General features: G+C 55.9%; 19 protein-coding genes. 8 read left to right on the top strand and 11 right to left on the bottom strand.

What is annotated here, in order from left to right:
* Nucleotides 1-44: 44 nt before the first annotated feature.
* The 5 genes from B9P63_RS05165 to cysQ form a co-directional block, all read right to left on the bottom strand.
* Nucleotides 45-1,286, bottom strand: a complete 1,242-nt coding sequence (locus B9P63_RS05165; protein ID WP_085307499.1) for a glycosyltransferase family 4 protein — start codon at nt 1,284-1,286, stop codon at nt 45-47.
* 12 nt (nt 1,287-1,298) lie between these two features.
* A complete protein-coding gene (gene galU / locus B9P63_RS05160; RefSeq protein ID WP_085307498.1) occupies nt 1,299-2,192 on the bottom strand; it encodes a UTP--glucose-1-phosphate uridylyltransferase GalU in 894 nt (297 codons plus the stop codon).
* Nucleotides 2,193-2,303: 111 nt separating this feature from the next.
* Nucleotides 2,304-3,551 (bottom strand): glycosyltransferase family 2 protein, encoded by a 1,248-nt coding sequence (locus B9P63_RS05155; RefSeq protein WP_085307497.1) that lies wholly within the window; start codon nt 3,549-3,551, stop codon nt 2,304-2,306.
* Nucleotides 3,548-4,348, bottom strand: coding sequence for a 3-deoxy-manno-octulosonate cytidylyltransferase (locus tag B9P63_RS05150; RefSeq protein WP_085307496.1), 801 nt, complete (start codon nt 4,346-4,348; stop codon nt 3,548-3,550). The genes B9P63_RS05155 and B9P63_RS05150 overlap by 4 nt, the downstream gene beginning before the upstream one ends.
* Nucleotides 4,349-5,146, bottom strand: a complete 798-nt coding sequence (gene cysQ, locus B9P63_RS05145) for a 3'(2'),5'-bisphosphate nucleotidase CysQ (protein ID WP_085307495.1) — start codon at nt 5,144-5,146, stop codon at nt 4,349-4,351.
* Between the two features lie 122 nt (nt 5,147-5,268).
* Here cysQ and B9P63_RS05140 point away from each other — a divergent pair, with 122 nt between their 5' ends.
* Complete coding sequence (locus B9P63_RS05140) at nt 5,269-6,090, top strand: ABC transporter permease (RefSeq protein WP_085307494.1); 822 nt, start codon at nt 5,269-5,271, stop codon at nt 6,088-6,090.
* A 263-nt stretch (nt 6,091-6,353) separates the two neighbouring features.
* On the opposite strand, the gene B9P63_RS05135 is transcribed toward B9P63_RS05140, so the two are convergent.
* Nucleotides 6,354-7,007 carry an alpha-ketoglutarate-dependent dioxygenase AlkB family protein gene (locus B9P63_RS05135; RefSeq protein WP_085307493.1) on the bottom strand — a complete coding sequence of 218 codons (654 nt, stop codon included), beginning with the start codon at nt 7,005-7,007 and terminating at the stop codon, nt 6,354-6,356.
* Between the two features lie 173 nt (nt 7,008-7,180).
* Here B9P63_RS05135 and dnaK point away from each other — a divergent pair, with 173 nt between their 5' ends.
* The 3 genes from dnaK to radC all read left to right on the top strand — a co-directional run bounded on the left by dnaK (nt 7,181) and on the right by radC (nt 11,194).
* Nucleotides 7,181-9,094, top strand: coding sequence for a molecular chaperone DnaK (dnaK, locus tag B9P63_RS05130; protein ID WP_085307875.1), 1,914 nt, complete (start codon nt 7,181-7,183; stop codon nt 9,092-9,094).
* Nucleotides 9,095-9,178: 84 nt separating this feature from the next.
* Nucleotides 9,179-10,327, top strand: a complete 1,149-nt coding sequence (gene dnaJ, locus B9P63_RS05125; protein ID WP_085307492.1) for a molecular chaperone DnaJ — start codon at nt 9,179-9,181, stop codon at nt 10,325-10,327.
* 105 nt (nt 10,328-10,432) lie between these two features.
* Nucleotides 10,433-11,194 (top strand): RadC family protein, encoded by a 762-nt coding sequence (radC, locus tag B9P63_RS05120; protein WP_085307491.1) that lies wholly within the window; start codon nt 10,433-10,435, stop codon nt 11,192-11,194.
* Here the strand turns inward: radC and B9P63_RS05115 are convergent.
* The 3 genes from B9P63_RS05115 to secA all read right to left on the bottom strand — a co-directional run bounded on the left by B9P63_RS05115 (nt 11,191) and on the right by secA (nt 16,641).
* A complete protein-coding gene (locus B9P63_RS05115; protein ID WP_085307490.1) occupies nt 11,191-12,750 on the bottom strand; it encodes a phosphate ABC transporter substrate-binding/OmpA family protein in 1,560 nt (519 codons plus the stop codon). The genes radC and B9P63_RS05115 overlap by 4 nt on opposite strands.
* 28 nt (nt 12,751-12,778) lie before the next feature.
* A complete protein-coding gene (locus B9P63_RS05110) occupies nt 12,779-13,813 on the bottom strand; it encodes a hypothetical protein (RefSeq protein ID WP_085307489.1) in 1,035 nt (344 codons plus the stop codon).
* Between the two features lie 125 nt (nt 13,814-13,938).
* Nucleotides 13,939-16,641 (bottom strand): preprotein translocase subunit SecA, encoded by a 2,703-nt coding sequence (gene secA, locus B9P63_RS05105; RefSeq protein ID WP_085307488.1) that lies wholly within the window; start codon nt 16,639-16,641, stop codon nt 13,939-13,941.
* A gap of 175 nt (nt 16,642-16,816) precedes the next feature.
* Here secA and B9P63_RS05100 point away from each other — a divergent pair, with 175 nt between their 5' ends.
* From B9P63_RS05100 to B9P63_RS19525, 4 genes are all read left to right on the top strand, one after another.
* Nucleotides 16,817-17,662 (top strand): peptidylprolyl isomerase, encoded by an 846-nt coding sequence (locus B9P63_RS05100; protein WP_085307487.1) that lies wholly within the window; start codon nt 16,817-16,819, stop codon nt 17,660-17,662.
* 3 nt (nt 17,663-17,665) lie between these two features.
* Nucleotides 17,666-18,892 (top strand): bifunctional glutamate N-acetyltransferase/amino-acid acetyltransferase ArgJ, encoded by a 1,227-nt coding sequence (gene argJ, locus B9P63_RS05095; RefSeq protein ID WP_085307486.1) that lies wholly within the window; start codon nt 17,666-17,668, stop codon nt 18,890-18,892.
* Nucleotides 18,889-19,287: a (deoxy)nucleoside triphosphate pyrophosphohydrolase gene (locus B9P63_RS05090; RefSeq protein ID WP_085307485.1), complete on the top strand. Its 399-nt coding sequence runs from the start codon at nt 18,889-18,891 to the stop codon at nt 19,285-19,287. The genes argJ and B9P63_RS05090 overlap by 4 nt, the downstream gene beginning before the upstream one ends.
* Nucleotides 19,288-19,422: 135 nt before the next feature.
* Entirely contained in the window at nt 19,423-19,557 is a 135-nt protein-coding gene (locus tag B9P63_RS19525; RefSeq protein WP_281252305.1) for a hypothetical protein, read from the top strand.
* A 99-nt stretch (nt 19,558-19,656) separates the two neighbouring features.
* Here B9P63_RS19525 and infB read toward each other — a convergent pair whose 3' ends face one another.
* Nucleotides 19,657-22,137 (bottom strand): translation initiation factor IF-2, encoded by a 2,481-nt coding sequence (gene infB / locus B9P63_RS05085; protein WP_085307484.1) that lies wholly within the window; start codon nt 22,135-22,137, stop codon nt 19,657-19,659.
* Nucleotides 22,138-22,767: an RNA-binding protein gene (locus tag B9P63_RS05080; protein WP_085307483.1), complete on the bottom strand. Its 630-nt coding sequence runs from the start codon at nt 22,765-22,767 to the stop codon at nt 22,138-22,140. It abuts the gene before it with no gap.
* Between the last annotated feature and the right edge of the window lie 23 nt (nt 22,768-22,790).

Here is a 22,790-nt window from a genome sequence, read left to right as displayed (position 1 = left end):
TTTAACCGTGCCTCCTCATGACCTTGCCATCCCTGTTGCCCTGACTAACCAAAGTGTTTCAATACAAGGTTAAAATGCGCATCCCAGCGCGGCGCTGTGTAGGGGGCTTGGTCGTTAACCACTCTACCAATTTCATCGCTATCTTTTTGCAGCATTTTTTCGATCTCGGTACGCCAAACATAGGCATTTGAAGTCTCTGCGTAAACGGGGAAATCCCCTAGAACTTCGCGATATATGGCCAGATCACCACATATTATTGGCACGCCGAGGCTTAGCGCCTCGACCTGGGGTAGTCCGAAGCCTTCCGCTAGACTGGGAAACAGCGCTGCTTTGGCCCCTTTAAGCAGGCCCATAATCTGATCATCGCGCAGGCCATTCAATTCGGTGATCGGTAAACCCTTGGCTTTCACCGCATCTAGTCGGGTAAAAACGTCCTCATTCCTCCAGCCCCGATTGCCGCAAATCACCAGATGCGGTGGAGGGGGGTCATCGTTACCTGTCGGCCACTCTTCCCACAAATCAAGCAGGAAAGCGTGGTTTTTGCGCGGCTCGATCGTGCCAATGGTGATGACGTAGGGCTGCGGAATCTCGGGCGATGCGACCACTTTGAACGCGGGGAGATCCACCCCCAAATGCGCGACGATGGCAGGCGGCAGGCGGCCGAACCGCTCCATGTGACGGGTGGTATCATCAAGCGTTTGCCGGGAGTTGCAAATCAGCGCATCGGCCTGCTCGGACACAATGCGCATCCGCTTTTCAAATTGATCCACCGTGCCTGCGCGTTGATATTCAGGCCAATCGAGCGGGATCATATCGTGGATCAACACGACGCTTTGCGCAGTGCCGAGCGATTTGAACGCACCGAACACACGGCGCGTCAGGTTGCTATGGCCCGTGTTGAGATAAAGCACGCCATGCGGGAACGCACGCCTGAGCATATGCGCAAGCCTCGCTGGCGTTGCACGCGCAACGGCACACTTGCGCAAAGCGGTTTCCGCGGCGCGGCGCGCAGGGCTGAGTTTCAAAGCAAAGCGCGAAAGCACATCAGGCTTGCCCCAGTCGGCCACCCGGAGATGCGCATAGGCAAATTCAAGGCCCGAACGATCCATGAGCAGATAGCCAAAAGCGCTACGCACGAGGCCATAAACAGGGCGATCGAGGCTGATACACCATTCAAGGTAGGCCCATTCGACACGATCCACACCCGTCAAAATCTGGCCCGTCCGGCTCAGCAAGCGGGTCAGATCAAGGCAAATGGGCTTAGTGGTTTGCTGAAGACCTGCCATCGCGGCCGCGCGCTACTGCGCTGCTTTCTCCGTCGCCATCAGATCAGTCAGATATGCGTGCAGATCGTCACGCAGATCATCGCGCGACAGACCAAAGGCAACCGTTGCCTGCAAAAATCCGGACTTGGAGCCACAATCGAAACGCTGGCCACGGAAACGATAACCGTAAACGCCGCGCTCCGTTCCGATCTCCTGCGCGATTGCGTCAGTCAACTGAATTTCACCGCCCGCACCCGATTTGATCTTATTGAGGTTCTTCAAAACATGCGGCGACAGTATGTAGCGCCCGATTACCGCCAGATTAGATGGCTCCGTTCCCGGCTCGGGCTTTTCCACCATCCCGTTGACAGAGACCATCGATCCCATGTCTTCCTTGATGTCGAGTACGCCATAGGACGAGGCTTTGGCCGCCGGAACTTCCATCGCGGCGACCATGTTGCCGCCGGTTTCCTCATAGGCTTCAACCATTTGCTGCAAACACGGCTTTTCCGCCGCGATCACGTCGTCTGGCAGGATAACAGCAAAGGGTTCATTGCCGATAAGTCTGCGCGCACACCAGACCGCATGGCCAAGGCCCAGCGCCTTGTGTTGACGCATATAGGCGATCGCGCCGCTGTCCATATTCGTCGTTTTCAGGATTTCCAGAAGGTCTGTTTTGCCCTTCTTTCGCAACTCGTTCTCAAGCTGGGGCGAGTGATCGAAGTAATCCTCCAAAGCCCCTTTGCCACGCGAGGTGACAAAGATAAATTCCTTGATGCCAGCCGCGCGCGCTTCGTCGATTGCGTATTGGATGAGCGGTCGATCGACCAACGTCATAATCTCTTTCGGAACGGATTTCGTCGCCGGCAAGAACCGTGTTCCAAGACCTGCAACAGGAAAAATCGCCTTCGTTACTTTGTTACGCATTACGTCGCCCTCATATCCAACACGAACATCACTTATCGTAGCGCTATTAACAAATTGGGTCGAAAAAATGTCAAATTGGCGAAATTCGATGTGATTGTTTCTAATTTTTATTCAATTGATTTCTTTTGGGGGGAAATCACGTATCTTGGCAAGGCGCTTCAACTCAAGCGTGAGCTTTTTCAGGCTAGAGTTGAGCGAAATGCGTGAATCGCTGCGCAAACTGCGCCCAAGGGTGCCACCGCGCTGGAGCCACACCCCCTCTTTGGTAAATCGCACGCGATGCGGGCGCATGCCGCGTGAAAACAGGAAAAGCGAAACGCGGTTGCCCTGTTTTACCGCGGCCGCGGCCTTTGTCATGAGCGCGCTGCGCTCTACTGCTCGCCCTGACAAAACCACATGCGGTCCTGCGTATCGCCGCGCCATCGCGCGAAATCCTGATCGCGCCCTTGGAATTTCGACCGTATGAACAAGCGCACGCAAACACCCTGAAGCCACGCCCCGATCAAACGAGCCAAGCAAACGGCGTACATCGCGCGGCTCGATCAACCCGTTTACCATATGGCGCAGGGCCCGCACCCTTTGCTCATGTCGCATCCGAGCAAAAACTGTTTCGTGCATCGCACCGGGCGCATGTTTTCGCAAGTAGACCGCAAGGCTCGCACCGATCTCGGTCAAATCCGTAGGAACACGATCCCCGCGCCGCGTCGCGCTGGCCTTGTAGCCATGATGCACCTGCGCCAGCGGAGCAATCGCCGTCTTGTGCCCCGCGCGCATCAGTCGGAAATTCACATCCGTTTCATCAAGAAAAAACCGGAATGCCGAATCGAAACCGCCCATTTTTACAATGACATCACGGCGCAGCGCCATATTCGTGCCCTCCGTCTTGATCGCGCGGCCATTTTGCGGCGTGAGCACACTAATGCGCTCTGCGTCCACATCCAGTGGCAACGCAGTGCCTGTGCAATCCACAGAACGCGCTTTCCATTGAAAGCTGATCCCATTGCGCCCGATCACAAAACCACCGCTCGCAGCAACTTCTGGTTCGTTAAATCCAGCAACCAGATAGCGCAGCCAAGTCGGCTCCGGCACAGCATCATCATCTATGAAGGCAACAATCTCACCCGCCGCCTCAGCTATCCCCAGATTGCGCGCGGCAGAGATATTCGCCTCGTCAAACGGCACAACCTTCAAGTCGTCAAAAAACGGAAGCGCGCGCGCAGCATCGATGCCTTCATCATCAGCCACCAGAACGACTTCGAATGCAGGATAGTCCAGCTGCGAAATGCCAAGCAGGCAGAGCGGTAAATCAGCAGCGCGGCCTCTGCTCACAACAATAACAGAGACCGATGAGGCGCTCATTCAATCCCCATCTCCAGCATCATCCTCTCGATCACAGGAACGTCCTCCGGGTTGTTAAGCTCCCAGAACTGCTTGCCCCTTGCATCCACCTCGACGCAACGCACAGTACCGCCTTGCTCCATAAAACGAAGCTGCTCCAATCCCTCAAGTTGCTCCAAAGGCCCGACAGGCCAACTCGGATAAGTCTTGAGCGCAGCAGGCCGATAGGCGTAGACGCCCACATGATGAAACACAGGGGTTTCAGCGTTATCAGCGTAGTTTTTTGTAGTGAACGGCACCACCTCTTTGCTGAAATACATCGCGCGCATGTTGGCATCGAACACTGCCGTCGTGCCGCCCACGCGCCCCGCTTTGCGATCCGCGAGAAAGCTGTGCAGAGCACGCCCATCACAGCGCAAAACAGGCGTCGCAATATCCGCCTCTGGCGCAGCACGCATGGCGCTCACCAGATCCTCGACAAACCAATGCGGCGTCAGCGGCGCGTCCCCTTGCAGGTTCACCACAATCTCCGCATCACTGCCCAGCACAGCGTAAGCCGCTGCACAGCGCTCGGTCCCATTAAAGCAACTCTCGGGCGTCATCACGACCTCTGCGCCAAACACCTCTGCGGCTGCTTTGATCCGTTCATCGTCCGTTGCCACAACCACACGGTCCACACCGCTCACGGCACTTGCCGCCTCCCAGGCACGCTGGATAAGCGAGCGGGATTTGCCACTGCACCCTTTCAGTTCCGCCAAGGGTTTCGCAGGATAACGCGTTGATGCGTAGCGCGCGGGAATAACGATAAGGACTGACATTCAGGCGTCTTTCAATTCAACATCAGGCGAATAGGCAATGAAAAAGGGATTGGCATAACCCTCTTTACCATACTTCAATTCCTCATGGTTATCGAAACGCACGACACGCCCGCCAGCCCCTGTTAGAACAGCATGCCCAGCTGCCGTGTCCCACTCCATCGTGCGGCCCACGCGCGGATAAATATCCGCCTCGCCCGTCGCAATCAGGCAGAACTTGAGCGACGACCCCGCGCTCTTCATGTCGCGCACTTTATATTTGTTGATGTAGTCGTCCGTCGCCTGATCGCGATGCGATTTCGATGCAACCACGTAAAGCGCTTTATTGTCTGGCTGGCTCACCGCGATGATGTTTTGCTGGCCGACGACGTCGGGATGCAGCGGCCCGGTTTCCTCGATCGTTTGACCATCTGCACGCGTGTAGAACATGCGCTTTTTCGCCGGCGCATAGACCACGCCGCGCGTCGGCACGCCGTCTTCAACCAAAGCGATGTTGACGGTGAAATCCCCGCGCCGGTTGATAAATTCCTTGGTGCCGTCCAGTGGATCGACGATCAAGAAGGTCGCGCCTGTTTTCATGTGGCTGTCTGCCTGCTCTTCGGTCACCAGCATCACATCCGGAAATTCAGCGCGCAGGCCCGCAGAAATCAGCGCATCCGCGGCTTCATCCGCAGCAGTCACCGGGCTATTGTCAGACTTTGATTTAACGTCAAAATCATCACTGCCGTAGATGTCCATGATCACATCGCCCGCCGCAAGCGCCAAGCGGCGCATTGTCTCTTCCAAATTATTGTAGTCCATTTGCCCGATCCCTGCCCAAAATTATTAGCTATGTTGATAAAATATCCATGTCTCTTATTATATGAAGAGGCACGAACGGCAATAATCATCAATGAATGCGTTCGCCAACAGGCAGAGTAGACATGTTCCAGGTCAGAAAACAGGAAACCACGTTCCGCAAGATTCTTACTTTCAGCGAACTGGTTTACCACAATATCGTGCGTACGATCCGCAAAACCCATGGCAATGCGCTGATGAGTATTGCGATGAATCTGATGCAAATGATCATCTTCGTGCTCGCCTTTTATTTTATGTTCTCCATCCTCGGTCTGCGCGGTGCGGTTTTGCGCGGCGACTTCATGGTCTACATCATGACTGGTATTTTTCTGTTCATGACGCACATCAAGACTGTGGCCGCCGTGGCCGGCTCGGAAGGGCCGGCATCGCCGATGATGAAACACGCGCCAATGAACACCTCGATCTCGATCGCAGCAGCAGCGCTCAGCCAGCTCTACATTCAAATGCTCTCTCTACTCGTGATCATGTTCGCCTATCATGTCCTCGTCACACCCTTTGAAATCCAAAGTGTGACAGGCGTGATGTTCATGATCCTGCTCGCATGGTTCACAGCCGTTGCAATCGGCATGGTGTTCCTTGCGATCAAGCCCTGGTCACCTGGCTTGTCATCACTGCTGTCAACGATTTACCAGCGGGCCAATATGATTGCTTCGGGCAAAATGTTTGTCGCAAACACGCTCACGCCGCAACTGCTCAACATGTTCGATTGGAACCCGCTGTTCCACTGCATAGATCAGTCACGCGGCTATGCGTTCGTCAATTACGCTCCGCGCAATTCCTCTTGGGAATATGCGTTCTATGTCGGCCTCATCTTCTTGATGATCGGTATGATGGGTGAATTTTACACCCGCAAACACGCCTCCGCGAGCTGGGCCGCACGACAATAATACGCCCGACATCCGCGCAATGCAGGGTGCGAGAACAATGCTTGGGCCTCCATACACAGCCCAAGCGTCCTTCTCACCACCGATAAAACCGACGTAGCCCTAAACCACAAATTCTTGAGAAAATGCACGATTTGCAGCGACACGATGAACGATCGTGATTTCATTATCACAGCGCGCGTATCGCTTGGGATAAAGCACGCCGTATTGCTTCATCTTGCCTCTAAACTCCGGGGGCGCGCAGCGCGGGGGCTAGCCCCCTCCTCCTATTTCACCACCCGCAACGTCAGATTTAATCGCCCGCCTCTCGCAAGCAGCCGCGATGAGCCGAACCTGATCCGGTCCACACCATGATAGGTCAATCGCGCGGCGCCACCCATGACCACCACGTCACCGGAATTAAGCCATATCGATTCAGTCGAACCACCGCGCTCCAGATTGCCAATCCGAAACAAACCATCATCGCCCAGAGATACCGAAACGACCGGTTGGGAGAAATCAACCTCGTCGCGGTCCTGGTGCATGCCCATGCGCGCGCCCTCTGCGTAGAAATTTATCAAACAACATTCGGGCAGGCGCTGCGATTCGCTGACTCGCTGCCAAACCTGCAAAGCCGCCGCAGGAATTTCAGGCCAGGCCATTCCCTGTGGATGCCTTTTTGAGTAGCGATATCCTGCGTGATCAGACACCCAGCCAAAGCGCCCCGCCGATGTCATGCGCACGCGCATCGGCTTGCCATAGGGTGTCATCGGCGAAAACAGCGGTGCAGCCTGCACGGCGCAGCGTACTGCCTCGACGAGCGCTGATTGCTCGCTGCCATCCAGCAACCCTTTGTAAACCTCGAAACCGCGAATGTTCAGCTTTTCCAACGCGCTTTTAACTCCTTTTTCACCAGAATTGGAAAAATTACGCCCCGACATGGCGGATTCCCAAAATGAGTGGTCTCGCAACGCTTGCAGCACCCATTTACGCTCCTTATATACCCCTCGAACGTTGATTTGCACCTTTGCAGGTCAGTAACCAATCGGGGCGCGGATGCCATAACGGGTTTGCGTCTCGTGACATCGCCTTGAAGCTAAAAGGGATCAAAAAAATGGCCAAAGTTATTGGTATCGACCTCGGAACGACAAACAGTTGCGTTTCCATCATGGACGGCTCTCAGCCCCGCGTGATCGAGAACGCAGAAGGCACGCGCACGACACCGTCGATCGTTGCCTTCACAGATGACGAGCGCCTCGTCGGCCAGCCTGCGAAACGTCAGGCCGTCACGAACCCGGACAACACAGTCTTTGGCGTAAAGCGCCTGATCGGGCGCCGTTATGATGACGAGCACCTTAAGAAAGACATGAAAAACCTGCCCTTCAACGTCGTTGACGGTGGAAACGGTGACGCATGGGTCGAAGCCAAGGGCGAGAAATACTCCCCAAGCCAGATTTCCGCGTTCATCCTCGGCAAGATGAAAGAGACCGCCGAGAGCTATCTGGGCGAGGACGTCACGCAAGCGGTTATCACCGTTCCTGCGTATTTCAACGACGCCCAGCGCCAAGCGACCAAAGACGCAGGCAAAATTGCCGGCCTCGAAGTGCTGCGCATCATCAACGAGCCCACAGCGGCTGCGCTTGCTTATGGTCTCGACAAAGAAAACACGCACACCATTGCGGTGTATGACCTCGGCGGCGGTACATTCGACGTCACGATCCTCGAGATTGACGATGGCCTTTTCGAAGTGAAATCCACCAACGGCGACACGTTCCTTGGCGGTGAAGACTTCGACATGCGCATCGTTAATTATCTTGCGGGCGAGTTCAAAAAAGAGAACGGCGTCGATCTTACCAAAGACAAAATGGCGCTTCAGCGTTTGAAAGAAGCGGCTGAAAAGGCAAAGATCGAATTGTCCTCTGCCAACCAGACAGAGATCAATCAGCCCTTTATCTCCATGGACCCAAAAGGCGGTCAGCCGCTGCACATGGTTATGAAGCTGACGCGCGCGAAACTGGAAAGCCTTGTGTCCGATCTGATCAAAGCATCCATCAAGCCTTGCCAAGCAGCGCTTAAGGATGCGGGCCTGAAAACAACTGACATCGACGAAATCGTCCTTGTTGGCGGCATGACACGTATGCCCCGCGTTGTTGAGGAAGTAACCAAGTTCTTCGGTAAAGAGCCACATAAGGGTGTGAACCCTGACGAGGTTGTTGCGATGGGCGCGGCCATTCAGGCCGGTGTTTTGCAGGGCGACGTCAAAGACGTTGTTCTTCTGGACGTCACGCCGTTGTCCCTCGGGATTGAGACGCTTGGCGGTGTGTTCACGCGCTTGATCGATCGCAACACAACGATCCCCACGAAAAAGTCGCAGATTTTTTCGACGGCCGAAGACAGCCAAAGTGCAGTCACGATCCGTGTGTTCCAGGGCGAACGTGAAATGGCATCCGACAACAAGATGCTCGGTCAGTTCAATCTTGAGAACATCCCGCCTGCACCGCGTGGTTTGCCACAGATCGAAGTCACGTTTGATATCGACGCAAACGGCATCGTTGCCGTAGGCGCGATGGATAAGGGCACAGGTAAAGAACAGAAGATCACGATCCAGGCCTCTGGCGGTCTATCCGATGATGACATCGAAAAGATGGTCAAGGACGCCGAAGAGAACGCGGATGCCGATAAAGAGCGTCGTAGCCTCATCGAAGCGAAGAACCAGGCAGAAAGCCTCATCCACTCGACTGAAAAGTCCGTGGAAGAGCACTCCGACAAGGTCGATCCGACAACCGTCGAAGCGATCGAGTTGGCAATTGCCGCGCTCAAGGACGAGCTGGAGACAGAGAACGCCGACAAGATCAAATCCGGCATCCAGAACGTCACTGAAGCCGCAATGAAGCTTGGCGAGGCGATCTACAAGTCCAGCCAGGAGCAGGAAGGCGACGAGCCGATGGCTGCAGACGCCGGGCCAGAAGAAGACGACATTGTTGATGCCGACTTCGAAGACCTGAACGACGACAAAAAGCGCGGGTAGGTCGCGCGCACAGCGTGAATACCCTAAAGGGCCGGCCTGTTTCACCGGGTCGGCCCAATGCGTTTCCTCAAAGGAGGATTTAATATGTCAAAGAAAGACTATTACGACGTTCTAGGCGTAGCCAAAGGTGCGTCTGCCGACGAAATCAAGAAGGGCTATCGCAAGAAAGCCAAGGAGCTTCACCCCGATCGCAATGCCGACAACCCCGCATCCGAAGGTCTCTTCAAAGAAGCCAACGAAGCCTATGAAGTCCTGAAAGACGCTGACAAAAAAGCGGCCTATGATCGTTATGGTCATGCTGCATTCGAGGGTGGAATGGGCGGCGGCGGCCAACGCGGTGGCGGCGGTCAGGGTGATTTTTCATCTGCCTTTTCAGACGTTTTTGATGACCTGTTCGGCGATTTTATGGGAGGGCAACGTGGTGGCGGAGGCGCACGCAATCGCGCGGCGCGCGGTTCTGATCTGCGCTACAACCTACGCGTCACGCTTGAAGACGCTTTCGCAGGCATGCAAAAAACCATTAACGTTCCCACCGCGGTAAACTGCACCTCTTGCGAGGGCACGGGCGCAGATGGCGGCGCAGAGCCTACGGGCTGTCCGACGTGTTCGGGCATGGGAAAAGTGCGCGCACAGCAAGGGTTTTTCACCGTTGAGCGAACCTGCCCCACATGTTCGGGCATGGGCCAGATCATCAAAAACCCCTGCAAATCCTGCGGTGGTCAGGGGCGCGTCGAAAAGGACCGTTCGCTCAGTGTGAACATCCCGGCCGGCGTCGAAACCGGCACCCGTATTCGCCTTGGCGGCGAGGGCGAAGCTGGCATGCGTGGCGGTCCAGCGGGCGATCTCTACATCTTTATCGAGGTCGCCAAGCATAAGCTGTTCGAGCGCGAAGGCCCGAACCTCTTCTGCAATGTTCCTGTGTCCATGGCCTCTGCGGCACTAGGCGGAGATATCGAAGTGCCGACGATCGACGGTGGGCGAAGTCGTGTGAAAATTCCTGCGGGCAGCCAATCAGGGCGCCAAATGCGTCTTCGCGGCAAAGGCATGCCAGCCCTGCGCGGCGCGGGCACAGGGGATATGTTCATCGAACTGGCGGTGGAAACACCTGTGAACTTGACTTCCCGCCAGAAAGAACTGCTCAAGGAATTCGAAGACCTCTCTGAGGACAACAATCCCGAAAGCAAAAGTTTCTTTTCTTCGGTCAAATCCTTCTGGGACAGCATGAAAAGCTAATCCATCTAGAGCATATGAAGACACCAAGCCCGGCCGGCACGAACTGAGCCGGGCTTTTTTTTATGCGTTAACCTAAAATTTATCGAATCGGCCGATCAAGGTCGCATGAGCATTCAACACACACAGTTCACCGATGTCACCGCCCCTACTTTTGATGCGCGCCGCGCTGAAGCACCTTCTTGCCAACGCCTCAGGCTTTTGGATAGCGCATTGCGCGATCGCCGCATTGCCCTGCGCGCGAGATTTCAAGATCATGGCGGGGATCATCTCAACGATGCTGAGATACTCGAGCTGATCATGCTCGCCTCGTCCCCACGCAAGGATACCGAACCGCTTGCGCGCAAATTGCTCGAAGAATTCGGTGGCATCGCCAGTGCGTTTGCAGCGGATACGGCTCGGCTCGAGGCGTTGATCGGCGCACCCGCGGCGCAGGATCTCAAGCTGGTTCAAGCCGCATCCAAGCGGGTCGCCAAGGCACGCATCACCCATCGCCCGCTCATCTCCAGCTGGGATGCTGTGTTGCACTACTGTCGCACTACGCTCGCCCACAAGGAAACCGAAGAGTTTCGCGTTCTGTTTTTGGATCGGCGCAACATGCTGATCGCAGATGAGGTTCTGGGCGTCGGCACTGTGGACCACGTTCCAGTCTATCCGCGCGAGGTGCTGAAACGCGCGCTGGAGCTGAACTCCTGCGCCATCATCCTCGTGCACAACCACCCTTCCGGCGATCCGACACCCTCGCCCAGCGATATCGAAATGACAAAGCTGATCAAACAAGCGGCTGATAGCCTTTCAATAACATTGCATGATCATCTGATCATCGGTGCCACAGGCGAAACCAGTTTCGTGAGCAACGGGCTGCTTTAACGCACCCAGACCTCGACGCGGCGGTTCACTTGGCGCCCCCAGGCACTGTCATCACAGGCCATGGGAAGCGCTTCGCCAAAGGCATCGACGGTGATGTCCAACTCGTTCAGATCGACCGTTTCCGCCGCCTGCTTGACCGCAGCCAATACGGCGCGCGCGCGTTGCTCCGCAATACGATGATTGGCGTCAGCCGAGCCCTGCCCGTCGCTGAACCCGACAAACTTTATTGCGCGCTCGTCATAAACACCCGTCTCGATTGCGCGGGCCAATTGCTGTACATTCGACAAGGACTGCGCATCCAATGCGCTTGATCCTGCACGAAACCGGAACGACGTACTAAGGCGTTTCATCGGAGAGAGCACTTCCACCAGGCGTTTCACTTCGCTCAGATCAATTTCGGTCCCGATTAAAGAGATTGCGTTGGCAAAGCGGTCGCCTTGCTGGTTGATTGATAACTCCTCTGGTGCCTGATCCACAAACCCCGCACGGCGGATCACAATTTGCGCCGAGGGAGAACGCGTATAGGTCAGAAATTCGCGCGCCAATTGCGGCAACCGACGCGCGGGAATATAGAGGAACATAGGTGCAGTCAGCGGATAATCCTCGGTCTTGATCGTGACGCGTCCTGCGCGCAGCGAAAAACCACAGGTGCCCGTCAGGACCAGAACATCGGTGTTCCCCGTTTCCGAATAGCTGGAAATCCCGATAGCAAAAGGATCGTTTGTCACCGCTTGCGTCAGCGCCTTATTGGTAGGATGGCGGAGAATTCGACTGTCTAGAACCAAACCCGCCGGCGCCATCAAGCGATCCTGCACCGCTTGGGACAGACCAGATTTCGGATCGCGCAAATGCACCGAAATCGGCGCATCAGGGCCGCCAAGCTGGCTCCAATTGGTCACGCGACCGGCAAAGACGCGCGCAAGTACTGCCGGGGAAATCGCATCAACCGGATTACCCGGCGCGGTAATCGCCACCATAGCATCAAGCGCCAAAACGCGACTGCGGTTCTGCCCCGTCAAATCACCCAATCCAGCCTCCGTTGCGCGGCGATTTTCCGTCAGGCGAATTTCACGCAGCGACATGACGATATCCGCTTCGTCCGCCAACAGATCGGCAAAGCCTTCGTCCGTATTCGTCACCCGAAATTCGAATGTCCCGAGCAAAGTTTGATCAGCCTTGTTACGCAAACTATAGGTGAAATGGGTGGAATTGACCCTAGTGCGCTCAGCCACATAACCGAACTGCAAGGCGAAACCTTCGATCAGCGCGGGCATTAGCACTTCGCCGATTGTGGCCGAGCCGGATACGGAGAGCTGTGCCACGTAGTTTTGCAAATCAGGGCAGGCCGGTCCAGCGCAGTTAACGCCCGTTCCATCGACCGTCAATTCACCATAAATCGTTTCGACGCGGTAAAAATCACCGTCAAAGCCCAGCAACGTGCCATTGATTTCGACAGAGCCATCGGGGGATGTCAGGGTCACATCTTGCGCCGCCAAGGGGACGGTGAGCAATAAAAAGAAAAATGCGGCTAATTTCGCCGCACGGTGAATAGCCATAGCTTTTTCAGCCCCGAGTGTCGCGCGCCTAGTTACGCGCAACTTTCAAGTCTTGTATCAGATTTTGCAACACCAGAAAATCTCCAACCGCATCACATGCCGGGATCGGCAAAGTCACATCCTGAACCTTCATCGCACTGGCGCGGCGTACTTCGAGGGTTTGCGCCTCGATCCGCAAGCCACAATTGGCGGTCGTGACTTCTGCATCGACGGAAACATGCACATCGCCCTGCTTTTGCGCGGTCTCGATCGGGAAGGTATAGACCTCCGCGACCAGCGCTTCGCCTTGAACGCCATCGCCAAGCGATGTGATAAACCCACCATGACCCTTGGCCGCGTCAGCCATGGTGCGTCCCGAATTGGCGTTTACATGCCCTTCGTCGCGGTAGGCTGCGCCAAATTCAAACGCGTTAATATGCAACCCGCTAGACGCTTTGGACTGCACGACCATGCGGTCATAAAATTCAAGCGAGGGGACTTTGGTATTTGCAAGTGCGCCCTCGCCATTGGCGAAAGATACGATAAAGACCGCATTTTCGGAAAGCGCAGGAACGCTCAGGTTCAAATTTCCAGTTTCATCCGTCGCTTCGGTAAACATCATTCCGTTGTGATGGAACGTCACACGCTCGTTGGGGTAACACGCCGCGCTGAGCGACAGATCGACCATCGCCGCCGCAGAAGCTTCGGCCGTCATTTCGATGCTGCACAAGGATACGGGCGGAGCAAACTCGGGCTCAACCACTTCCAAAGCGATGGGATCACCCAAGGCTGCCATTTCGATCTCGGGGGCGATTGTTTCTTGCTCGGGGGCGCCGATCGCGGCCTCTGCGATACTTTGTTCCTGCAACTCGCTGCGCGATGTTTGCGCCGCGACAGTATCGGCCACGGCAGAGGTAAGCGTGATATCAGTCACCTGCAAGGGCTCGCTCGCCGTGCCAGATATGTCCGGTATGGACGCACCTGCATAGCGTGCTTTGGCTGATTCACCGTTTTGCATCACAAAGCCGATGGCACCTGCTGTTGCAAGTACACCACCAGCCATAACAATCCGTTTAATATCCATGATACTACCCTCCGACGGGATGTCTGTTCAGAGGCATATGTCGCCCTGAAACAGGGCAAGAATTGGACGGTGGCAAGGACTCTTTCAGGCCACCATCGCAGTTTTGCCTTGATTGGGTTCAGCCCCTAGCCCAGACGACCATGACAGTGCTTGAACTTCTTCCCGGACCCACAGGGGCAAGGATCGTTGCGGCCCGGATCGCCCCATGTCGAGCTATCCGTTTCGTCAAATCCTAAAACCTCGGGCACGGGCGATTGGGACGCCTCCGCAGAAGACTCGCGCGCGGCCTCTTGCATAAGCGCCTGCTGCGCCTGAACTTCAGCCAGCATTGCAGCCTGCTCTTCTTCGGTCATTGGACGTACCTGGCCAAGCTTTTGCGTCACTTCAGTGCGCAGGGAGTCGAGCATGGTCTCGAACAATTGGAAACTTTCGTTCTTATACTCGTTCAGCGGATCACGCTGCGCATAGCCGCGAAATCCGACGACAGAGCGAAGATGCTCAAGCGTCACAAGATGCTCACGCCATTTGCCGTCAATCGTCTGGAGCAAAACCTGCTTTTCGATCTGGCGCATGTTCTCAGGGCCAAAGGCCGCTGCCTTTTGCGCCATTGATTCGTCTGCTGCCTTTTCCAAGCGATCACGGATCACATCGTCATCCGCGCCTTCCTCATGGCCCCAGTCCTGCAGGGGTACGTCGATATTGATCGCCTCGCGCACAGCAGTGTGCAGCCCCTCCATATCCCACTGATCGGCATAGGTCTTGGGCGGCATATATTGATCAATCAGGTCTTCGATCACCTGATAGCGCATGTCCTGCGTAATCTCGGAGAGATCCTTTGCTTCCATGATTTCGCGGCGCTGGCCAAAGATCACCTTGCGCTGATCGTTCATGACGTCGTCGAACTTCAAAAGCTGCTTACGAATGTCGAAGTTACGGCCCTCGACCTTCGCCTGCGCGCGTTCGAGCGATTTGTTTACCCAAGGATGTACGATCGCTTCACCATCTTTCATGCCAAGCGAGGACAGAACCTTGTCCAAACGCTCGGAACCAAAAATGCGCATCAAATCGTCGTCGAGCGACAGGAAGAACGCAGAACGACCCGGATCACCTTGGCGCCCTGATCGGCCACGCAGCTGGTTGTCGATGCGGCGGCTCTCGTGACGCTCGGTCGCGATGATGTAAAGGCCGCCGGCCTCAAGCACCTTCTTGCGCCAGACCTGATGTTCCTCTTCGATACGCGCGCGCACCGCTTCGGGATCGGCCTCCGGCTCTGCTGCGAGCGCCTGCAACACTTTCAATTCGACGTTGCCGCCAAGCTGAATATCCGTACCGCGTCCAGCCATGTTCGTCGCGATAGTAATCGCGCCCAGTTTGCCCGCGTCACCGATGATCTGCGCTTCCTGCTCGTGCTGTCGTGCATTCAGGACGTTGTGTGGCAAGCCTGCTTCGGTAAGAAGTTCAGACAGGAATTCGGATTTGTCGATCGAGGTCGTGCCGACAAGGCAGGGCTGACCTTTTTCATGAGCCTCGCGAATGATCACGACGATTTCATCGTATTTCTCTTTCGCGGTGCGGAACACCTGATCATGCTCGTCGATCCGCGCGATGGGGCGGTTTGTTGGCACTTCGACCACACCTAGTCCGTAGATTTCGGTGAATTCATCGGCCTCGGTCATCGCTGTACCGGTCATCCCGGCCAGCTTGTCATAAAGGCGGAAGTAGTTCTGGAACGTGACGGACGCGAGCGTGACGTTCTCCGGCTGGATCGTGCAGCCCTCTTTCGCCTCGATGGCTTGGTGCAGACCGTCGGACAAGCGCCGCCCGGTCATCATGCGGCCAGTGAATTCGTCCACCAGAACGACTTCGCCGTCGCGTACAATGTATTCCTTGTCTTTAGCGAACAACTTGTGCGCACGCAGGCCCTGATTGACGTGGTGCACAAGTGTCGTGCTTTCAGGATCATAAAGCGACTGACCCTCCGGCAGCAGACCCTTTTCCAAAAGCAGGTTCTCGAGAAACTCGTTACCTTCTTCGGTGTAGGACACATTGCGCGTCTTTTCATCAAGCGCGAAATGCTCATCCTTCAGTTCCGGGATGATCACATCCATCGACATATATAGGTCAGAACGGTCAGCGGCAGGACCGGAAATGATCAAGGGCGTGCGCGCCTCGTCGATCAGGATCGAATCCACCTCGTCCACGATTGCGAAGTTATGATCGCGCTGGAACATCTGGCTTAGCTCGGACTTCATATTGTCGCGCAGATAATCGAACCCCAGTTCGTTGTTCGTTGCGTAGGTGACGTCGCAGGCATAGGCCGCTTTCTTTTCGTCATCCGGCTGCTGGGGATAAATCACGCCAGTCGTAAGGCCCAGCGCGCTATAGACGTTGGACATCCACTCTGCGTCACGTTTGGCAAGGTAGTCGTTCACCGTGACGATATGCACGCCCTTGCCTGTCAACGCGTTCAGATAGGTCGCGAAGGTCGCCGTCAGCGTTTTGCCCTCACCGGTCTTCTGCTCGGAAATATTGCCCTGATGTAGGAAAATACCACCCATTAACTGCGTATCGAATGCGCGCAGACCGAGCGCACGGCGCGCACCCTCGCGGCAGTTGGCGAAGGCTTCAGGCAGCAAGTCATCGAGACTTTCACCGCCCAAGGCGCGCTTCTTCAACTCTTCTGTCTTTTCGATAAGACCCGCGTCGTTGAGTTTCTCGAACTCGGGCTCCAGCGCGTTGATCTTGTCGACAAGAGGGCGCGTTGCCTTCACTTTGCGATCATTCGGCGTTCCGAAGACCTTTTTGGCGATTTTTCCGAGTCCTAGCATCTGCGCTCATCCATTCTTGTCGTCTTTCTGCTCAGGCTCTGCTTGCTCGCCTTGCACGCAACCCATAGATACGAGAGTGAAAGACGGCCAGAACTATGGCCTTAAAGCGATGTAGTGGTCGGCTATGCCAGTGTCAACGGCGTGCACGAATCGCGCAGGAAACAAGGAATAAACGATGTTAAAACGCACCCAATTCTTAGCCTCAGCAGCCTTTGCTCTGTCCCTCGCGATGCCCGCGAACGCCGAAAGCGGCGCAGATGCCGTCATCGCCACCGTAAATGGCATTGATATCACAATGGGTCACATGATCGTGGTGCGATCGGGGCTGCCAGAGCAATACCGCCAATTGCCTGATGATGCGCTGTTCACCGGTATTCTAGATCAGTTGATCCAGCAGGCCGTTCTGGCGCAGGCAGGCGGCACTGACTTGCCCCGCCGTGTGCGCCTCGCCCTCGAGAACGAGCAGCGCTCGCTCATGGCGGCTGAGCACATGGACAGCGTCCTCAAAGATGCAGTGACCGAAGATGCGGTTAAATCCGCCTACGACGCCGCATATGCCGGCGTAGAGCCTGAAAAAGAATTCGATGCCTCACATATTCTGGTCGCAACCGAAGAAGAGGCGAATGCGCTGGTGACCTCTCTCGAAGGTGGTGCAGATTTCGCAGAGCTCGCCAAAGAAAAGTCGACAGGCCCCTCCGGACCTCGCGGCGGTGCGCTTGGCTGGTTTGGCCCCGGCATGATGGTGCCCGAATTTGAAACCGCTGTTCTCGACATGGACGTCGGTGCAATCTCCGCTCCGATCAAAACCCAATTTGGCTGGCACGTGATCAAACTAAACGATGCACGCGCAAAAGATGCCCCCGATCTGGACGAGGTCCGCCCTGAAATGGAGCAACAGGTGCGCATGGACGTCGTCGACGCCTACATCCAGCAATTGACCGACAGCGCGACGATTTCTAGAAAGACAGCAGCCGAGATTGACGCATCGCAGATCAAAGACCTTTCACTTCTGGAGAAATAGATCATGGCAGGCACGCCGCCCCGCTCCCCCCTTGCGCCGGAGCAATTTCCATCCTTGCCGCAGATCAGCGGCGTGTCTTTCGCGGCCGTTCAAGCGGGCGTTCGATATGCGGGGCGCACTGATGTTATGCTAGCACGCATTGCGCCCGGAAGCGTGATGGCGGGTGTATTTACCAAATCCTCGACCCGCGCCGCACCAGTGCTCGATTGCCAATCGAAAATTGGTGCAGATAGCGATGCAGGCGCTGCAATCATCGTAAACTCCGGTAATGCCAACGCCTTCACTGGCAAGAACGGTATTGAGGCCACGCGCGCCGTGACCAGCGCCGTTGCCGAGGCCCTCGATCTGCCGGAAACGCGCGTCTTTTCATCCTCTACAGGCGTCATTGGCGAACCCCTCCCACACCAACGGATCACCGCGAAGATAGCAGAGTTGAAAGCGGCATTAGATGAGCGCGCGATCAAATCCGCCGCCGAGGCAATCCGGACCACCGACACCTATCCAAAAGGCGCAGGCGCGCAGATCGACATAGACGGAAAAACTGTTTCCATCTCAGGCATCGCCAAAGGCTCCGGCATGATCGCGCCGGATATGGCAACGATGCTCGTCTATATCTTCACTGATGCCAAAATCGCCCGCGCTGATCTACAAGCAATGGTCAGTGACCTTAATCAGGCGACCTTCAACTCAATCACGGTGGACAGCGACACCTCGACTTCAGACTCCCTTCTGATCGCCGCGACAGGTACCAGCGGCGCGGATGTCACCGGCAATGTGGCTTTTCGCGCAGCTCTGCACGGCGTGATGAAAGACCTGGCGCTACAGGTCGTGCGCGACGGCGAGGGCGCAACCAAATTGGTTGAAATTCAAGTGACAGGTGCGCAGACCGATGCGGACGCCCGCATCCACGGGCTTGCCATCGCAAACTCTCCACTCGTCAAAACTGCCATTGCGGGCGAGGATCCCAATTGGGGCCGCATCGTCATGGCGATTGGAAAGTCCGGCGCTGCTGCAGATCGTGATTTGCTTAGCATTCGCTTCGGTGACGTTCTGGTTGCCGAAAACGGGTGGGTCAGCCCCGACTACCGCGAGGACCAAGGGGCGTCGTATATGAAGAACGCCGAGTTGGTGATCGGTGTCGATCTGGGACTTGGCAGCGGCAAAAGCACCGTTTGGACCTGCGATCTAACCCATGGCTATATCGCGATCAACGCGGATTATCGTTCGTGAAGACGGTTCTCGTCTCTGCAGTCGCGCTTATCGATGTGGACGGGCGCGTTCTTCTCGCACAGCGCCCCGAGGGCAAATCCATGGCCGGACTCTGGGAGTTTCCTGGCGGTAAGGTCGAGCCTGGCGAAACCCCCGAAATTGCACTGATCCGTGAGTTGCAGGAAGAACTTGGCATCGACACATGGGAGAGCTGCCTCGCGCCACTGACATTTGCCAGTCATAGCTATGATGATTTCCACTTGCTCATGCCACTGTTCGCGTGCCGCAAATGGGACGGCATCGTTCAATCCCGAGAGAACCAAGCGCTCAAATGGGTGCAGGCGCAGGATTTGAAAAACTACCCTATGCCCGCTGCTGATGTGCCATTGATCCCGATTTTGCGCGATTGGCTCTGAAATTTATCGGCGGAACTTCACAATAAGTGGTTAATGTTACTTTTTTAGTAGGTTTGTTAACAAATCTATGACAATTTGATCAAATCATACGCATGTACCGGTTGCCACGCCGGTGTCTTTCTGGGGGAGAATATCATGCTTCGTACTATTATCATGGGAACCTGTGTTCAGGTTCAAGGCACGTTCGTGCGCGCTCTGGCAGACGGGCGGATTATCGTCGCTGTCGGCGATCGCAATTACACTGGCAGGCCCGTTTCAGCTGCAGCATAGCCGACCGTCGCCGTAAGCTATAAATTTTGGTGACCATTCACGTAAAAAGGCCCGAACATCACTGTTCGGGCCTTTTTTCTAAATGATATCTGCCAAACTTTAGTCGAGATTACGTTCGACCGACTCGCGCTCGAAGATTTCAATCACATCGCCCGCACGAACGTCATCGTAGTTCTCGAAGGCCATGCCGCATTCCTGACCGGACTGCACTTCGGCAACCTCGTCCTTGAAGCGCTTGAGCGTCTTAAGCGTACCCTCATGGATAACAACGTTGTCACGCAGCAAACGCACGCCTGCAGAACGGCGCGCAACGCCTTCTGTGACCAAGCAACCCGCAACTTTGCCAATGCCCGTCACCTTGAACACTTCTTTGATGTTCGCGTAACCGATAAAGTTCTCGCGAATTTCCGCAGAGAGTAGGCCAGAAGCTGCCGCTTTCACATCATCCACAAGGTCGTAGATGATCGAATAGTAACGAATTTCCACGCCTTTCTGGTTGGCTGTGTTGCGCGCAGATGCGTTAGCACGGACGTTAAAGCCCATGATCGGCGCCCCGGATGCTTCGGCAAGGCCAATATCACTTTCCGTAATCGCGCCAACACCAGAGTGCAGAACCCGAACGCGGACTTCATCGTTGCCGATTTTCGCCATCGCCTGAACGATTGCTTCGGCAGAGCCCTGTACATCGGCTTTCACGAGGATCGGCATTTCCGACACGGTTTCGTCGGCCTTGGCATTCGCCATAAGCTGTTCGAGCGTTGTCGCAGCACCGGCAGCCGCACGTTTGTCTTTCGCTGCTTTCTCACGATACTCGGCGATTTCACGCGCCTGTGCATCTGTGTCAACAACGTTGAGAACATCGCCCGCTTCAGGCGTACCATTGAGGCCAAGAACCTCGACAGGTACCGAAGGACCGGCTTCTTTCACGCGCTCGCCATGATCGTTGATCAAGGCGCGCACCTTACCGAATTGTTCACCCACAACGAAGATGTCGCCGACGCGCAGCGTACCGGTCTGAACCAGAACCGTCGCAACAGGGCCACGGCCCACGTCAAGCTGTGCTTCGATGACAGCGCCGACAGCGGCGCGATCAGGGTTGGCTTTCAATTCCAGAATTTCCGACTGAAGCGCAATCGCTTCGAGCAATTGATCAAGGCCTTGTCCGGTGATCGCCGAAACTTCGACGTCCTGAACTTCACCTGACATCTTCTCCACGACCACTTCATGCTGAAGTAGATCAGTACGGACTTTGTCAGGGTTGGCACCCGGCTTGTCGACCTTGTTGATCGCAACGATCATCGGCACACCTGCCGCTTTCGCGTGGTTAATCGCCTCGATCGTTTGCGGCATCACAGCATCATCCGCCGCAACCACCAGAACTACGATATCCGTGACCTGAGCCCCGCGCGAACGCATCGACGTAAAGGCCGCGTGACCGGGCGTATCAAGAAAGCTGAGAACAGCGCCAGTGTCGGTTGTGACCTGATACGCACCAATGTGCTGCGTGATTCCACCAGCTTCACCAGCAACGACTTTCGCATTGCGGATCGCATCAAGAAGGGACGTTTTACCGTGATCCACGTGGCCCATGATCGTAATGATCGGTGGACGGCTAACGAGGTCTTTTTCGTCATCCACGATCTCGGTGATCACATCCTCGACGTCCGCGTCTGAAACGCGCACGACTTTATGTCCGAACTCTTCGATGATCAGCTCTGCGGTATCCGCATCGATCGTCTCGTTCTGTGTGACCATCATGCCGTTGTTCATCAGCGCCTTGACGACAGCGCCGGTCTTTTCAGCCATACGCACGGCCAATTCCGACACGACAATCGCAGGGGGCAGGTTCACGTTGCGCACGATCTTTTCACGCTCGACCGCGCCGCCCATCGCCTTTTGGCGTGCACGCTCTTGCTTGCGCTTCATCGCAGCCATCGACTTGTGACGACCGTCACCGCCCGTAAGCGCCTGATTGAGCGTCAACTTGCCAGCGCGACGACCGTCATTCGCAGGCGCTTTGCTACGCTGGTTACGCTCGCGATCGGACTTGCGCGGCGTGGCTGCCGGTGCAGGTTTGTTTGGCGCAGCGCGCGGTGCAGACGCAGATGGCTTCTCGGGAGCAGGCTCCGCCGCAGCGCGCGCAGCTTCTGCCGCCGCTTGCTTGGCAGCTTCTTCTTCTGCAACCTTGGCTTTAGCACGCTCGGCGCGCTCCAGCTCTTCTGCCTCTTTCGCTTCGATCTCAGCGCGGCGGCGCGTGCGATCTTCGGCGCGCGCCTTTTCCTCGGCTTCGCGGCGTGCGTTGTCTTCAACTTCGCGCGCCTTCGCTGCCTGAACCGCCTTTAGACGGCGCTCCATTTCCACATCTGTGATGCCCGCAGGACGTTTCGCAGGGTTGCCACCAATAGAACCGGCACCGCCAGCAGGCTTAGGAGCGCCCGGTTTGGGCACTACGATGCGCTTGCGTTTTGTCTCGACCACAACATTTTTCGTCCGGCCGTGGCTGAAGCTCTGCTTTACACTACCTGGACGCGGAGCCGCTCCGCGCAGGCCCAATGTTTTTTTGCCGTCGTTATCGCTCATTTAGCTGTCTTTTCCTTTCGGACGGCCCCTGCCGTCACTAATCTCTCGTATCGCTTTTAATCTTTGGGCTTCCTCTACTACACGAGAGGTGAGTCCACCAGCGCTTAGCGCGCCATGTATCACAGTCTGTCGCCCAAATGCCAAACCAAGTTCATCTGCCGTCAACCAGCCTATGAAACTGCCATAGTGAGGCGTGCTCAGTTTAGACTTGCCGCGCTCCGAACCGTCACTAGCTTGAATGAGCACTTGTGCCTCTTCATTCATCAACCAGCTTTTTACCTTTTCATAACCAGCCACTGCACCGCCAGATTTGCGCGCAAGACTGATCAACTCGACCAACCGCCGCGTGACTTGCTTTTCGACCTCGGCCACCAAATCTTCCGGCACCTTGACCGGCATTTTGGCACTTCTTGCGAACAAGTTCTTGCTTGCTGCTTTTTCTAGCGCAGCCTTATCCGCAGAAACCCATATACCACGACCGGGCAGTTTTCCCAAAATATCAGGAACGATCTGCTCATCGGGCCCAACGACAAAGCGGATCATCTTTGACATAGGAAACGTGTCCTGCGTCGCAATGCACTTGCGCTCTGGCCCGTTGGACCGATCTTTATCTGTGCCGCCGCGCGTCACTGTGGGAATCTCTGAGGCCTGAG

Source organism: Planktotalea arctica, assembly GCF_002105285.1.
Lineage (GTDB): Bacteria > Pseudomonadota > Alphaproteobacteria > Rhodobacterales > Rhodobacteraceae > Planktotalea > Planktotalea arctica.
This window is presented reverse-complemented; position numbering and strand designations above follow the sequence as displayed.